Origin of the sequence: Fusibacter tunisiensis (genome assembly GCF_016908355.1) — a bacterium.
GTDB classification, from domain to species: domain Bacteria; phylum Bacillota; class Clostridia; order Peptostreptococcales; family Acidaminobacteraceae; genus Fusibacter_D; species Fusibacter_D tunisiensis.
Window position 1 is genome coordinate 107,060 of record NZ_JAFBDT010000002.1, and the last position, 14,674, is coordinate 121,733.

15 protein-coding genes and 1 pseudogene are annotated in these 14,674 nt (G+C 36.5%); 2 read left to right on the forward strand and 14 right to left on the reverse strand.

The window, feature by feature from the left end; translation table 11 throughout:
* Window positions 1-8: 8 nt before the first annotated feature.
* The 10 genes and pseudogenes from rhuM to JOC49_RS02120 form a co-directional block, all read right to left on the reverse strand.
* Window positions 9-209, reverse strand: a pseudogene (gene rhuM, locus JOC49_RS02075) (RhuM family protein); the annotation flags it as partial.
* A gap of 309 nt (window positions 210-518) precedes the next feature.
* Window positions 519-1,115, reverse strand: coding sequence for a hypothetical protein (locus JOC49_RS02080; protein ID WP_204661705.1), 597 nt, complete (start codon window positions 1,113-1,115; stop codon window positions 519-521).
* A gap of 307 nt (window positions 1,116-1,422) precedes the next feature.
* The gene (locus tag JOC49_RS13325) at window positions 1,423-1,776 is read right to left on the reverse strand and encodes a type II secretion system protein (RefSeq protein ID WP_204661707.1); all 354 of its coding nucleotides are present in this window, start codon (window positions 1,774-1,776) and stop codon (window positions 1,423-1,425) included.
* A 297-nt stretch (window positions 1,777-2,073) separates the two neighbouring features.
* Window positions 2,074-2,388, reverse strand: coding sequence for a nucleotidyltransferase domain-containing protein (locus JOC49_RS02090; RefSeq protein WP_204661709.1), 315 nt, complete (start codon window positions 2,386-2,388; stop codon window positions 2,074-2,076).
* Between the two features lie 2 nt (window positions 2,389-2,390).
* Window positions 2,391-2,792, reverse strand: a complete 402-nt coding sequence (locus JOC49_RS02095) for a nucleotidyltransferase substrate binding protein (RefSeq protein WP_204661711.1) — start codon at window positions 2,790-2,792, stop codon at window positions 2,391-2,393.
* 219 nt (window positions 2,793-3,011) lie between these two features.
* A complete protein-coding gene (locus JOC49_RS02100) occupies window positions 3,012-3,389 on the reverse strand; it encodes a type II secretion system protein (protein ID WP_204661713.1) in 378 nt (125 codons plus the stop codon).
* 268 nt (window positions 3,390-3,657) lie between these two features.
* Window positions 3,658-4,641 carry a PDDEXK nuclease domain-containing protein gene (locus tag JOC49_RS02105; RefSeq protein ID WP_204661957.1) on the reverse strand — a complete coding sequence of 328 codons (984 nt, stop codon included), beginning with the start codon at window positions 4,639-4,641 and terminating at the stop codon, window positions 3,658-3,660.
* Between the two features lie 99 nt (window positions 4,642-4,740).
* On the reverse strand, window positions 4,741-5,220 hold the full coding sequence (locus tag JOC49_RS02110) for a winged helix-turn-helix transcriptional regulator (protein ID WP_204661715.1): 480 nt from the start codon (window positions 5,218-5,220) through the stop codon (window positions 4,741-4,743).
* A 368-nt stretch (window positions 5,221-5,588) separates the two neighbouring features.
* Complete coding sequence (locus JOC49_RS02115; protein WP_204661717.1) at window positions 5,589-6,272, reverse strand: RloB family protein; 684 nt, start codon at window positions 6,270-6,272, stop codon at window positions 5,589-5,591.
* Complete coding sequence (locus JOC49_RS02120; RefSeq protein ID WP_204661719.1) at window positions 6,272-7,507, reverse strand: AAA family ATPase; 1,236 nt, start codon at window positions 7,505-7,507, stop codon at window positions 6,272-6,274. The genes JOC49_RS02115 and JOC49_RS02120 overlap by 1 nt, the downstream gene beginning before the upstream one ends.
* 266 nt (window positions 7,508-7,773) lie before the next feature.
* Here JOC49_RS02120 and JOC49_RS02125 point away from each other — a divergent pair, with 266 nt between their 5' ends.
* Complete coding sequence (locus JOC49_RS02125) at window positions 7,774-9,555, forward strand: O-antigen ligase family protein (RefSeq protein WP_204661721.1); 1,782 nt, start codon at window positions 7,774-7,776, stop codon at window positions 9,553-9,555.
* A gap of 163 nt (window positions 9,556-9,718) precedes the next feature.
* Window positions 9,719-10,771, forward strand: coding sequence for an ATP-binding protein (locus tag JOC49_RS02130; RefSeq protein WP_341534644.1), 1,053 nt, complete (start codon window positions 9,719-9,721; stop codon window positions 10,769-10,771).
* A gap of 118 nt (window positions 10,772-10,889) precedes the next feature.
* Here the strand turns inward: JOC49_RS02130 and JOC49_RS02135 are convergent, their stop codons facing one another.
* From JOC49_RS02135 to JOC49_RS02150, 4 genes are all read right to left on the reverse strand, one after another.
* Window positions 10,890-11,204 carry a helix-turn-helix domain-containing protein gene (locus JOC49_RS02135; protein ID WP_204661725.1) on the reverse strand — a complete coding sequence of 105 codons (315 nt, stop codon included), beginning with the start codon at window positions 11,202-11,204 and terminating at the stop codon, window positions 10,890-10,892.
* Between the two features lie 298 nt (window positions 11,205-11,502).
* On the reverse strand, window positions 11,503-11,862 hold the full coding sequence (locus tag JOC49_RS02140; RefSeq protein WP_204661727.1) for a four helix bundle protein: 360 nt from the start codon (window positions 11,860-11,862) through the stop codon (window positions 11,503-11,505).
* A 343-nt stretch (window positions 11,863-12,205) separates the two neighbouring features.
* Window positions 12,206-13,609 carry an undecaprenyl-phosphate glucose phosphotransferase gene (locus tag JOC49_RS02145; RefSeq protein WP_204661729.1) on the reverse strand — a complete coding sequence of 468 codons (1,404 nt, stop codon included), beginning with the start codon at window positions 13,607-13,609 and terminating at the stop codon, window positions 12,206-12,208.
* Window positions 13,610-13,627: 18 nt separating this feature from the next.
* On the reverse strand, window positions 13,628-14,668 hold the full coding sequence (locus JOC49_RS02150) for a Wzz/FepE/Etk N-terminal domain-containing protein (RefSeq protein ID WP_204661731.1): 1,041 nt from the start codon (window positions 14,666-14,668) through the stop codon (window positions 13,628-13,630).
* Window positions 14,669-14,674 lie beyond the last annotated feature (6 nt).

Below are 14,674 nucleotides of genomic sequence, written 5' to 3' on the forward strand. Positions count from 1 at the left end.
TTCATATCTATAGAACGAACTCTTTCAAGAAGCTCTTTGAAATAATCCTTATTGAAAACTTTCTCGCCTTGTTTTAATCTTTCATCATCTAAGACAAATCCTTTAATCATATATTCTTTTAATACTTTTGTTGCCCATATTCTAAATTGAGTAGCTCGCTTAGAATTAACTCTGTATCCAACGGCAATAATGACATCCAAGTTATAAAAAATAACATCTCTCGAAACTACCTTCTTCTTGAACTACTCGAAATTTTCGAGTAGTTGCTCAGATCTACATCTCGCATAACAAACTAAATCTTTGACATCTCTTATGCTACATCTTGTGGTCTTGGTCCTTTCACCCTACTCACGTCGAAAACCCGGCTCCCATTTATTGGAAATTATGCAGGATCTAGCAGAAGCATTTTTCCCCTCTGCAACATCTTGTGTTTTGCATTTTTCACTCATCCTTACCTCATACTCATATTCAACATTAGTATGCGGAAAGGATAAATACTATATATTGCGTAACATTATTTATAAGTCTTGTAGAACTTCTTCCCATCCAATTGTGTTATTTCTATCAATTGTTTTAATTAGTCCTATTAAAGTGTCTACCTTGATCACAATTCTAGCTGTTACATTATGAGTATCATCATCTTGCATAATCATCATATGTTGATCAATTGAATTATTCACAACTAAATATTTCCCGTGTGCAAAACAATTTCGAATATGTCTTAACAATTTTAGTAAGTTATTTGATCCTGGAGTTTTTCCGATAACAAATCTTTCGGCAATAATATCTTCCAACATATTATCCATCAGCTTATTCTCTTCAAATCTATCTAATAAATCATCCTCATCAGTAAAAATGTAATTACCCGAATTGAAATCAATTATTGCATCAAGCCTTTTTTGTAAGCCATATTTCGAGTTATACTTTTCTTTCCAGCCATATTCCTTCAGAGATATAGCTCTTCTAGATGTAGTCTCGCAAGGTGTATTTACAACAAAAAACTTTAGTAGTAAATACTCAACTTTCCTATCTAATACTACCTCAGGTCGACTATCAATTAAAATTGATTTGTTCTTAATGTATTTATATGTTTGGTGCTGTTTGCTTTTCGACATATATACATCACCTCTTATAACAATAAACTGATGAGAAAATTTTCGTAACACACATACTAATTTATTCTATTGTAATACTACATCTTGCATAACTAATTTGATTCTTTTCAATTTTTATGCTACATCTTGTGGTTTTGGTCCTTTCACCATACTCAAGTCGATAAATACATACAATCAAAAAGTTTACGATTTCTCAGACTACATAGACTACAAAACTCTGAAACCTTTGATTTCACTAACTTTAATTTGTAGTCTGACTTTGTAGTGCGACTACATTTCACTTCTTAGTCATCCTTACATATTAACATCACAACCAAGGCACTTCCTCCCCCGGTTCTTCCCCTCCTTCACTCTCACTACCATGTCCATTACATTTGACTTTGCCATCCAAAAAACCAATCACACCACCAGCTGGACATACCTCATGAAAATTCTTAATAATAAATTGATCAAATAGAGCATCCTCATGATCAATATCATTTTCTACCAGATAAGCCATGTACATTCTTTCTACAGTTTCCCGATTTGCAGTACAAACTCTTTCTTCTGCAACAACTCTAAATCCCGTTAATCTTGGAGCAGCTATTACAGCAAGAATTCCCAGGATCGCAATCACAACAATCAATTCTATTAAAGTAAACCCACCAGATTTTTTATCCATTATTATCACTTTGAGTGGTTAGAGATAAGAAATAAGAAGTTTGTTACCGTCTAGCATTTCTATTCGTGATATCTTAATCTCAGCATGCCTCAACTATTCGGAAAATCCTAATAGTTGCTTCTTCTTCAAGTTAATGGCCAAAAAAATCTTTATACCTCATTCCAATGTGCTCGAATTCGATTACCTTAATACTCTCACTTGTTGCAATTATGCAACAACTAAAGTAGCTTTATCCCTAAATTAGTTTAGGCAAATTTTACCCATACTGAAAGAATCAACTTGTCACGCAGTGCGTGACTATTCCTTAGAATTTCTTTTATAAATCGACTTCCCTACACTATCAATATGTTTTTTTAATTCTTCATTTGAAATGTCATTATAGTTTAAAACATCGAAAAAATATGGTAATGGATATTCTTCATTTAAGTCGTCACTCATTCTTCTTAATATCTTTCTATCTATGTGTTCTCCTATTATAGCTAAATCAACATCTGACCCTTTTTTATAATTGCCCATGGCTCTGCTACCGAATAGGACAACTTCTTCAATTTGTTGATACTTATTAGCAGCTTCTGAGATAAGCTTTAAATCTCTATCTAACAATCCATACATTTCTATAACTCCTTAACTACCTTATCATATAGTTTTTTAAGCTCTGGAAAATAAAGTTTTATAATATCATTAACCATTTTCTTCGCCATATCTTCATCATACGTATGAACTGTTAAGTTTCTATCTGAAAGACCGTCAATCCAAACGTGCCCATCATCAATCAAACCAATTTGATATGCCTGCTTGATTGTTTCTCTTGGGCTTTTCACACTAATCTCTTGAGCTTCAAGATAGTCCTTCATCAACTTCCAAGAAAGTTCAAAAGAAATTTCAAAGAACTGAATAATACCTGCTCTTTCGAGTTCTGTTTCAATGGGTTGGTTAATATATTGATTCAATAGCTTGTAAGATTTTTCAAAGTTGACAAATCTTTGTTTCCACCTTATATCCTTCAACTCATCCATATAAATACTCCTTCCAAACTGTATTATATATTGTCACCTTTATTTATCATCTCGTGCGACCTAATGATACAATCAATATCTTGCATAACAACTTATTATACTAGACCTACTTATGCTATATCTTGTGGTTTTGGTCCTTTCGCCATACTCACGTCGTTCTCCCAATCCAATCACAACAATAATCCTTAACTTTTCGTGGCTACTTGCAGATTATAACCATCAAATATAAGGTGTTCCACCACCTGGTGGCGTAATAATCTCATCATCCGACGGATCAGAACTCTCCTGATAGTGAATCGGGCAATAGATACCAGTTTCATCATTATATTCAACAGCCGCTCCACTAGGACAAGCATTCCCTATTACCCCAGACTCCAAAATAAACTTTGAAAATCCAGCGGCATTATTTAATTCTGGATTATCCATCACATAGAGTGAGAATTCCCTCTCCAACTGCCTAATATTATAAGCACAAACCCGACTCTCCACCAATTCCCGATACCCACCAATCCGCGGAACCGCAATCGCAGCCAAAATGCCTAAAATAGCAATAACAACAATCAATTCAATTAAGGTAAATGCGTAATTTTTTCTCATAACAATCACCTGAATAAAACAAAGTCCATTTTACAACATGTAATTGTGTTCCTATGCAGATTTAACCTTAAAAAAAATGTTGGTTAGGGGTTAGTTGGTTAGGAAAGTCAAATCCCATTCTCTTACCAACAACATCCAGTTACCATCTATTCTATTCCAACCATTAGAAAATTCCTAATAGTTCAGAGTAAAAGCATCCTTGAACTATCAAGAAACCCTTAATAGTTCATTCCAAAGTACTCGAATTCGATGGATTAAGAATCAGATTCTACTCTTGCAATGATTTCTCAATCTCTATCAAATTCCTCTCCCGCTTCAATTCCTTCTTTAATTCTTCCTCTGTAGGTAAATACGGAAGGTATTTAGCAGAAAATAGTTGCTTGCTTTCCTCTAACACAGAATATTTCACAACCGTTTCATTTCTTTCTGACGATAAAATGATACCTATTGTCGGATTGTCAGACTCGGACTTGATCTCTTTCTCAAAATACCTCACATAAAAATCCATTTGACCAATATCCTGATGACTCAATTTGCCAACCTTTAGATCAATAAGAATGAAGCACTTTAAGATATAATTGTAAAAAACTAAATCGATATAAAAATGGTCTCCCTCAGCGGTTATTCTTTTTTGTCTTGCAACGAACGAAAATCCTTTTCCGAGTTCTAAAAGAAATTTTTGCAGATTGTCCATCAAAGCTTTTTCAACTTCAATTTCTGTAAAGTCTCTATGATCGGTCAACCCCATAAACTCAAGTACAAACGGGTCTTTAATGATGTCTTCTGCTTGGATGCCTTTTTCCAATTTGTTAATTTCATTTCGTACAATCTGTTTGTTCTGGCTTGCAAGAATCCTTTGATAATAGAACGAGTTAATTTGTCGCTCTAGTTGACGAGTGCTCCAATTTCCTTCGATACACTCTTCTATATAAAAATTTCTGATTTCTTCATTTTCTATCTTCATTAATAACCGATAATGTGTCCAGCTCAATTCGTCACGCAGTGCGTGATGTTTTTGAAACACAATATAAAACTGGCGCATATAGCTTAAATTTGTAATAGTAAAGCCTTTACCAAATTCTTTAGTAAGTTCTTTTGATAGATTCTTAAGTAAATATTCTCCGTATTCAGCACGTTCACTTCCGTCTTGTGCTTCAACTATTCGGAATTTCCTAATAGTTGCATACGCTTCCAGTCTACATCTTGTGGTCTTTTTAGGGGTTAGATGTAAGGGGGTAAGAAAATAATTTATCCTTCCACATGACGTAGTCGCACTTAACGGGGCTTTAGCCCCACTTCCCGATGCTTTAGCATCAACTCGACAGCAGCTCTGCTGCTAATCCCCTAACCCCTATCCCGTCAACTTCAGTATAAAAATCCCATCCGCACCGGCATCTTGCCACTGGACGTATTTCAAATGTTTTTCCGGGCTTTCAATCCACATATAATCGTACCCATGTGTTTTAAGAAGGTCTTCCAGCAACTGACCAATCTCATCGTGCTTGCCGTAGATAAAAATCATCTCATCTGGCTTAAAATGGGCCTGAATCACCGAAAGCATATGGTTTTGAATCTTCAGAACCGCCTTATAAGACCTAGCAATATAGTCCACCGTCTTTTTAGACAAGTAACTGAAACCCGATGGCGTCAGCATGTACTTCACCTTATTGCCACTGAGTTTTTCAGCCTTAATAAGCCCAGTCTTGGCAAATTTCTTTAAAAGCAAATTCACCATACCCAGGGAAATCCCCACTTCACTTGAGATCTCCCGCTGCGATATATAATCATGTTTTTGAATCACTTCAAGCATACTGATTTCATAAAGTTCCATTGCTACCCCTTTTTAACGTTCAATGATTGAACACCCACTAGTATGATAACATGAGGCTGTTTGAAATTCAATGTTTTTCGGAGGAAATGGGGGTTGGAAGATAGGGGATGGGAAAACAATTTATTCTTCCACACGATGTAGTCGCACTTAACGGGCTTTACCCCTCTCCGCTGCTAATCCCTAATCACTATCCCCTAACCAACTAACCTCCAACCAACTATCCCCTAACCCCTAACCAACTATCCAACTATCCCCCAGCCAACCATCCCCTAAAAAAAACACTCTATGAAAATTTAAGGTGTCAACCCTAAAATCACAAAGTGCTTTTATTTTTCACCGTGCCACAGGTACATGTCCACTTGATGTAGTTATAAGTACTCAAATAATTCTTCTACCAACTGATACACCATTGTAGATGGGTTTCTATTTGCCGACGTATCCTCATCATTATACATTTTAGTCAATTTGCGTGCATTCTTAATCGCATTATCTAAACTGCCAAATTTTACAAGATTTTTGTAAATGTCAGGGATGTTTTTTTCATATTTTCCTTGATTGATATTGTACAGTTCAAAATATCGATTTAGTTTTTCAACATATTGTTCTCTTGATATTCCAGTATTTAAATACTCAAAATGTAAAAGAAACCATAATTCTATAGATTCATTTGACCAAGCTGCACCAATGTTATTACTCTTACAACACACAATAGCATTATTAAACTGCTGATCCGTAAACGAGTCTCTATCAAAAACACACCATACATGACCATAGGGAATCTCTGCATCCCTTCTTTTTCGGATAGCATATTTGACTAGATCTTCTGTGTTCCGACCTGTGCCATCAATTTCAATACGTTCTGCATTTATTTTTGAAACCCTAACTTTACGCCCATATTTTTTATGAATTTGCTCTCTAATTCCTTCAAAATAATTCGGTTCAGTTTTGCTACCTTCACATACGATTAAATATCTATAAGGTTGTATCTGACGCGTAGCTTCTTTTCGCTTCCGTTTTTCTCCCTGCCTCTTTTTGAATATTTGGTCAGCCATTACTCACCAACTTTCATATCTATATTTGGAATTGCACCGTATCTCCCACCTAAATAATCTTTATTATAAGAAGCATCCTTTCGCACTTTTTTATCATCGATTTTATATTCGGCTAATGAAAAAAGCTCAGAAACACCTCTTTTATCTTTTTCGACAAACCAGATTTGATCACGTCTAAACAACTCATTGCTCAAAGTATTTGTGTCATGAGTTGTAAAAATAAGTTGAGCTCCTTTTGGGTTACTGTCAGAGTTTTGAAATAAATTTATTATATATCTTGTTAATAGAGGATGAAGTTTTGCATCCATTTCATCCACCAGTAATGTTTTTCCTTTTTGCAACGCATCTAAAATAAACCTATAGAGTCCAATCATTTTAATAGTTCCGCTAGACTCTTCGCTTAATGGTATCTCTTCAAGTTTTCCAGTATCCATATTCAAATGTTTAGTGTAAATCCTATATTTCTCAAATGCACCATTGTCAGTGTGTCCATTCAAAGAAGTCTTTTCTTTTCTGATACCTTTAATACCTATATCAATGTTTTCTAAAAATTCAGTAAAACGATTACTCTCTTTTTCATTGTCAAAATCCACTTTAGGCAGAGATTTAGAAATGATATATTCAAAAGTAACATTTCCAAAATTAATGACTTCAGTTTCTACAAACCAATCAAAAACATTTTTTATATCTTCCACTTCAAAACTTGAAAGAAGTGTTATAAGCAATGTTTTTTCATTCATAATTTCAATAATATCATTCGCTTTTTGCAAATCTTTATTTAAGTTATATTTCTGTCCTTCTCTTTCAAATACGAGTTCGTATTTTTTTTTAAATCTAAAATTACGCTTATAGAGCCATTCTGATAGAATTTTCTTCTCATTTAAATTAAACCCATACTGATACTCTTTTCCTTTGTGCATAAAAAACACCTCAAAAAGAGCCGGTGTTTTTTTCCCCACCTCACTAAACTGAAATCTCTTAAGATACATTTTATTGGACTTGTTACTTTCTTCTAAAGATTTTATCACTAGCCTTTTCATATGTTCAAAAGCTTCCAAAATGTTGGATTTTCCACTAGCGTTTGCTCCATAAATTGATACAACTTTCATATACATCTCTTTTTTCTTACCTTCAATTAAATTATCTTTTAATTCTGTGTATGACGTTGCAGTTAAATCTAAACTAACTTCATCTAAATAGGACTTATAATTCTCAAAATTGAATTGAATTAACATATTATCACCTCTTAATAAAAGTGTACATTATTAAATGAACAAAATCAATATAAATGAGCATTTTTCTCAAAAATTATTAAAATCCAACCAGAACAACTACCCAAAAGAGATTTATTATATTATTTTTCTCAAAATGCACCCCCTATCCTCTAACCAACTATCCCCTAATTACTATCCCCTATCCCCTACCCACCAAAAAGTTGCATTCCCCCATGCCTTTAGGGTATGATTGTATCAAGAAAAATTTAAACAGGAGATTGAAATCTATGTCTAAGAAAAAACATACATCGACTTTAGGAAAACCGTCATTTTTAGAATTGTACGATTTTATACCCCTACTGATTGCACTTGCTGTTGTCCCACTTTTGATACGGATTACGCCAGTGTCATACAACACTGAATCCATCTTTTGGCACGCCCATCTAGATACTTTTTACGATTTTTTTTCTTATTTTAAAAGTCAAGTCATTGTCTTTTTAGGAGCCCTCTCTTTGATTCCTCTAGTGCGGTTGTTTCTCACGAACAGGGATGGCTTTTTAAAGGACAAAATCGTCTGGATTACCGGCGCAGCTATGGTCCTCGTTATTCTATCCAGTATACTTGCCAAGTCGCCTTATGTGGCCTACAAGGGCTACGTCGAGCGGTATGAAGGTGTTTTCGTGATCTTATCCTATTGGCTCTTTTTCCTACTGGCCTATAAGCTCACTTGGACCGACCGTAAGATCAAATGGCTTTTTGGGGCCTTTTGGGTCAGCAACATTGGCCTTTCCCTACTTGGCATCGGCCAATACTTTGGCTACGATTTGCTTCTCACCGATTGGTTTACCAGTCTGGTAACGGCTTTTTCCATGCAGGGCATGTCCTTTGATACTGAATTTATCGTAAACTATAAGGTAATCGGCCAAACCCTCTACCATTACAACTATGTGGCCTTTTTTATAACCCTGAGTCTCCCGGTATTTCTCACCAAATTTCTTTATGAAAAGAACTGGCTCTACAAAGGCCTTTACTTTATAACATCCGGCCTCATTTTATTTAATCTTTTGGGCTCTACTGCCCGAGGCGGCCTTCTAGGTGTCCTCGTTGCCCTCGTATTTTGGGTCGTCTTTAACTGGCGTATCCTCTTTAAAAACCTCAAATTGACACTTGTTATTGCTGCCCTTTTGGTTGTAGCTTTTGTAGGCTTTGAAACGGTTTCAGACGGCTTTGTCACCAGACGAATCCTTTCCACTTTTGAAACCCCGCGCACAGAGTATGCCCTTAAAAGTTTGTACACAGAAAATGGCGGGATCCACCTAGAAACGAAAGACGGCACCTTATCCATTGGCCTAAATTCTGAGGACCTCTCTCAGTTTGACTTAAACATGACTTTTAACAATAAACCCATTGACTTCAAAGAAATCACCCCTCAAAATCAAGGGGTTTTTGACCTGCCAATTCTTAAAGACCTTTTGATCTACCCTGCTGTGGATGAAAATGGCACCTACTATCTGGCCCTTGAAATTAAAAAGGAACTCAGCCTCTTCGTGTATCAAGAGGGCGAATTCCTGTATCGGTATTCAAATGGTGAACGCATAGACATGCCAAAAGCACCTGCCATTGGCTTTGATGGTCTCGAGAAACTTGGCTCTGGTCGTGGTTACATCTGGTCAAGAACCCTGCCTTTAGTCCTTGAAAAGCCAATTTTAGGCTATGGGGTGGACAATTATGCCATCGCCTTCCCACAACACGACTTTATAGGCAAACTCAACACCTATAACACCTTTAACATGTTCGTCGACAAGGCCCATAACATCTACCTGCAATATGCCGTTTCATCTGGCATTCCTTATCTGATTCTGTATCTTGCATTAATTGCCATTGTCCTCATCAAGGGCCTCATCTACATCTTTAAAGGCAAGGACCAAAACCATCGAGACTTGGTGATAGCACTCCTAACTGCCATCATCGGTTTCCATATCGCCGGTTATTTCAACGACAGTTCCGTCCATGTGGCGCCAGTCTTTTGGGTCATGCTGGGCACAATTCTGGGCGTGATGAGGGGGTAGGGGTTAGTTGGATAGTTGGTTAGGGGATAGTAATTAGGGGTTAGGCGTTAGGCGTTAGGTCAAAATCTTTTCCGATCCCCTAATCACTAACCAACTAGTCCCTAATCACTAACCAACTAATCACTAGCCACTAACCAACTGTAAACGCAATAATTGTAGAACAATCAAAAGTTTTTATGGTTATACCCATAAAAACTTTCAATTTTCTGTTAAGTTTTATGAGTATGTTATGAAAAAAGTCATAAATGGAAAAAGAATGTACCTATTTTTCGACGAAATTCAGATTGTCGATCACTGGGAAGAAGCTGTGAACTCTTTTTTCGTAGATTTAGATGCTGATATTTATATTACCGGTTCCAATTCTAAAATGCTATCATCTGAAATATCATCCTTATTGACAGGTCGCTATATACAATTCCGACTATATCCTTTGACGTTTAAGGAAATGATTGAATTTCGACTTAAATTGGGGAAACCCGACACTTATGACGAACAATTGTGGGCGTTTATTAGAAGAGGCGGATTTCCAATGGTTCATATTAGCGATTATGATGAGAGTACTTCTTATCGAATAATAAACGATATATATGATTCAATAGTATTACGTGATGTTGTTCAAAGATTTAGCATTCGAAATGTAGAACTTTTAAGCCGAATTGTAAAATTCGTTATTGATAATATCGGGAATACTTTTTCAGCAAAAAGTATTTCAGATTATTTTAAAAGTCAAAATAGAAAAGTGGATATCAATACAATTTACAACTATATAGATGCTTTGGAGAGTTCTTTCGTAATTAATAAGGTTAATCGCTATGATGTCCATGGAAAGGAAATTTTGAAGACTCAAGAAAAGTATTACCTTGCTGACCAAGGGATTCAACATGCAATTTTTGGTTATAAGGATCGAAATATCTCAGGTGTCCTTGAGAATATTGTTTATAACGAGCTAATCATGAGAGGTTACACAGTTTACGTAGGAAAGATTCAAGATTTGGAAATTGATTTTGTTGCTGAAAGAAAAAATGAAAAGGTATATGTGCAAGTGGCTTATAAGATGGGCAATGAGTCAACTATTGATAGGGAGTTTAAACCCCTATTAATGGTCAAAGATCATTACCCCAAATATGTTGTATCGATGGATATTCATTTTATAGACAACATTGAAGGCATTCAACATATGTATTTAGGCGATTTTATTAGATCAGATCTTTTTTAGGGGATAGTTGGTTAGGGGTTAGTTGGTTAGGGGTTAGGCGTTAGGCGTTAGGTCAAAATCTTTTCCGATCCCCCCTAATCGCTAATCAACTAATCACTAGTCACTAACCAACTAATCACTAGTCACTAACAATATAATGAGATACCGCTTTCTTCTTTTCAATTTTCATTTCCATATCTAGGGCATCTAATATTCTAATGAAGTTAGATAATTTAGGAATATGCTTTTCTCTTTCAAATCTTGACAATTCTTGTTGAGATATCCCAGCTTTTTCAGCCAAAATCTTTTGAGTCATCCCTCTTTGTTTTCTCTCTTCAACTACCTGTCTGATTAGTTCGTACTCTTTTTCTATTTCTAGATAATTCTCATTAAATTCAATATTATTTCGTTTCTCATTAACTATTTTTTTAACATCAATCTTTTTAAATGGCATTTTAACCTCCTTTAGTGTGATAGGTATGTACAGTCATTGTTATATTCCTTTTTCTCTAAATATATTATACATCATATTTGATGTATTCGTTACATGTTAAGTCAATTTATAAAAACTATTTATTTCAATAATTTCTATAATATGTAAACCGATGGTGGGATTGTCAACAGATGACTGGATAGGCGTTAGGGGGTAGGGACTAGTTGGATAGGGGATAGTAGTTAGGGGTTAGGGGTTAGGGGTTAGGTCAAAATCTTTTCCGATCCTCCCTAATCGCTAATCACTAACCAACTAGTCACTATCCCCTAACCAACTTATTTATCAAACCATTTAACAGTTTTCCAACTTCATTGCCTAAACTCAATAGTGAATTGTATTGATCTTCATCTATGTAGTTAAGGTCTTTGGCCAATAAAACTTGATACTTGACTTCTTCAAGAGATCCACGGGATATCAATAAAAATCTGATGTACTCTTTTTTAGATCCTCTTGCTTTTCCTTCTACAATATTACTGCAAATTGAAACGGTTGCTCTTCTAATTTGAGATGTTAGACCATAAAGCTCGTCTTTTGGAAACGATTGTGTCATATCATAAATACCTAAAACCAACTGGTGGGATTTTTGCCATACAACTAATTTATCTACATCTTTATACATGGTTGCTCCTTTTGGGTAGGGGGTAGGGACTAGAAGATAGGGGATAGAAGTTAGGGGATAGGGGTTAGGAACTAGAAGTTAGTTGGATAGGAAGGTCAAAATCCTTTCCAACCCCCCTATCACCTAACCAACTAGCCAACTATCCCCTAATCACTAACCACCTTCTAAATTATATAATATATGTAAATAAATGTAAACACCATGCGCAAAATTGGGCGACATACAAGCCACCCTATCTTATTCTAGGAATCATTCCCATTTCCTAACAACTAACCCCTAACCACCTAATCACCAACCAACTAACCTCTATCCCCTAACCAACTAACCAACCATCCCCTAACCCCTAATACGCATTCCGGTTCAAAAACCCCTTAAAGACTGTAAGCAAGATGATTTTCATATCTAAAGAAAATTTCCAGTTTTCAATGTAGTAAAGGTCAAATTCTATCCGTTTTTCAATGCTGGTATCGCCGCGCCATCCGCTAATTTGAGCCCAGCCTGTGATGCCAGGTCTCACTTGGTGCTTGATCATGTATTTTGGGACGGTTTCTTTAAACTGGTCAACAAAATAGGGGCGTTCTGGCCGAGGCCCAACGACGCTCATGTTACCAAGTAGGACGTTAAAAAATTGAGGCAGTTCATCTATGCTGGTTTTGCGCATAAAAGAGCCCCACCTTGTTTTACGCGGGTCATCCTTGGTGGTCCACTGGGTTTTCTCCTCTTCTTCCACCTGAACATGCATCGACCTAAATTTATACATCATAAAGGGTTTTCGGTCGAGGCCAATTCGTTCTTGCCTGTAAATCACTGGCCCTGGTGATGTTAGCTTCACCATAATGTATGAAAAGACCATCAAAGGCAGGGTTAGGACAATGGCAATAATTGAAAAAGCAATGTCAAATACCCGCTTGCCCGTTGACTTTAAAAAATTATCCAGCGGTACATGCCGCGTATCTATTACAGGAAGGCCATCTAAATGGTCCATATAAGGCTTTGCCGGAATGTACTTATAATAATATGGAATTATTTGAGACTTTACACCTGCGCGTTCACATAGGTCTATAACATCGGCGATTTCTTCGTAATCCTCGCCAGCAAAGGTGATCATCACAATGTCAATGTCCAACTCATCCAATTTTACCTTGAGGTCTTTGACTTTGCCAATGACAACAACCCCTTGTGTAAAAGAGCCCACAGGTGTTTTGTTGTCTAAAATGCCCACCACTTGATAGCCCCAAGTGGGGTTTTCCTTAAGACTGGCAATTAAACGGACGGTCATTTCATTATTGCCCAGAACAAGAACACTTTTCAGAAACCGGCCTGCCTTGACCCAACGCTCTAAAAGCGTGTTGATAAACATATGGCCAAGCGTCGTTAGAACAATGGCAAAGACATAAAAGAGGACAAGGGTCCATCTTGAAAAGTCCATCAAGCGAAAGACAAATAAAACGGCCAAAATAATCAGCATGGTAAAAGTCATGCTCCGTACAATGCGCGTTAAAGAATCGAAAGTTCCAAAATGCCTTTTGGGATTGTAAAGTTCAAACACGTTGTAAAAGCCTAGCAGTAAAGGAATGGCAATTACCAGAGGAATCATTGTTTGCGTCGGACTGAGCACTTGATTCCCCGCTGATAATATTTCGGTATAAAAACGGATGTAATAGGCCAAACCAAAGCCTGCTATGGTCATGATTACATCCAATATAATTTTAAAATGAATCAGACTTTTTAGACTTCTTCCATTCATTAGGCCCACCCCTTAATCTTAATTACTGTTTTGCCAATACTCTTTAAAAAATGCCACAAACACACCCAACATTGCGCCAAGCACAAGGGCAATGGCAAGTGTCAATGCCTTCTTAGGGGCAATCGGATGGTCCGGTACATTTGTTGAAAGGCTAAAATGAAGGGCCGTTTCCATAACATTGACCATCTCTGGGTCCATCTTTGAACCATCGCCAGACAAGATATAAGTCTGAACGCCTGCAAGCTCTGCTTTTAACTCTTCTGTATACCGGAGATTTTTTTCCATATCTCTTTCTATATTTTGAATTTCTTTTCTCAATCCAATTATTGTGCCTTGCAGGGCCTCATAATGTGGATTTATCACTTCTTCAAGCATCATTTCTTCAGACAGTTCCTCTATACGGACACCCCTGTTTTGCGCCAGTTCAGCTGCATACACTGGATCACTGGTCACCAATTTTCGAAGTGTTATAACCGGCTCAATGTCAGCAAACTCAACCTGAATCTCTTCAAGTTGCTTCTGTGTTTGAAGCAAATTTTCTTCCATGTTTTTATAAGAAACACCATAGTCTCTAATAAATGAAACCAATGCCGCCTCTTTATGGAGCATACTCAGTTCATCTTCAAAGTTTTCTACCAGAGTCAAAAGTCTCAGCTGTGCATCTTCTGGTGATGATCCTGTAACCTTAAACGTAAACCGCGTTGATTCTTCTTCTGTCTCAATTGTAATGGCATTTTTAAAGCCATTTACAGTGGCTTCAACCAAACCCAATTCATTGAGCGTCTCTTGAATCACCTTATTGGAATAAACCACATTTAAAAAATCCATCTTATCTGTGGTTGGAAAACTGTAGCCACCATACCGTGTTTCCACAGATCCTGGAACATTTATCGTGCCTTCTAAAGATGCTTCATACACCTCATCTGCAATAACCATTACATAGCCAAGTGCCAGCACACCCGCCACTACAATAAAGGCCACAATCAGTTTCCAATTCTTAATCAAAGCCATAATCAACTCTTTAAGCGATATTTCATCTTCGTATTGTCTATCTTCCATAAGTAA

What these genes read in the sequence shown, in the direction of transcription:
- JOC49_RS02090 (WP_204661709.1), bottom strand. Translation starts at nt 2,388, where the DNA reads ATGTATGGATTGTTAGATAGAGATTTAAAGCTTATCTCAGAAGCTGCT.
- JOC49_RS02135 (WP_204661725.1), bottom strand. Translation starts at nt 11,204, where the DNA reads ATGCCATTTAAAAAGATTGATGTTAAAAAAATAGTTAATGAGAAACGA.
- JOC49_RS02095 (WP_204661711.1), bottom strand. Translation starts at nt 2,792, where the DNA reads ATGGATGAGTTGAAGGATATAAGGTGGAAACAAAGATTTGTCAACTTT.
- JOC49_RS02110 (WP_204661715.1), bottom strand. Translation starts at nt 5,220, where the DNA reads ATGGAACTTTATGAAATCAGTATGCTTGAAGTGATTCAAAAACATGAT.
- JOC49_RS02150 (WP_204661731.1), bottom strand. Translation starts at nt 14,668, where the DNA reads ATGGAAGATAGACAATACGAAGATGAAATATCGCTTAAAGAGTTGATT.
- JOC49_RS02080 (WP_204661705.1), bottom strand. Translation starts at nt 1,115, where the DNA reads ATGTCGAAAAGCAAACAGCACCAAACATATAAATACATTAAGAACAAA.
- JOC49_RS02140 (WP_204661727.1), bottom strand. Translation starts at nt 11,862, where the DNA reads ATGTATAAAGATGTAGATAAATTAGTTGTATGGCAAAAATCCCACCAG.
- JOC49_RS02120 (WP_204661719.1), bottom strand. Translation starts at nt 7,507, where the DNA reads ATGTTAATTCAATTCAATTTTGAGAATTATAAGTCCTATTTAGATGAA.
- JOC49_RS02115 (WP_204661717.1), bottom strand. Translation starts at nt 6,272, where the DNA reads ATGGCTGACCAAATATTCAAAAAGAGGCAGGGAGAAAAACGGAAGCGA.
- JOC49_RS02125 (WP_204661721.1), top strand. Translation starts at nt 7,774, where the DNA reads ATGTCTAAGAAAAAACATACATCGACTTTAGGAAAACCGTCATTTTTA.
- JOC49_RS13325 (WP_204661707.1), bottom strand. Translation starts at nt 1,776, where the DNA reads ATGGATAAAAAATCTGGTGGGTTTACTTTAATAGAATTGATTGTTGTG.
- JOC49_RS02100 (WP_204661713.1), bottom strand. Translation starts at nt 3,389, where the DNA reads ATGAGAAAAAATTACGCATTTACCTTAATTGAATTGATTGTTGTTATT.
- JOC49_RS02145 (WP_204661729.1), bottom strand. Translation starts at nt 13,609, where the DNA reads ATGAATGGAAGAAGTCTAAAAAGTCTGATTCATTTTAAAATTATATTG.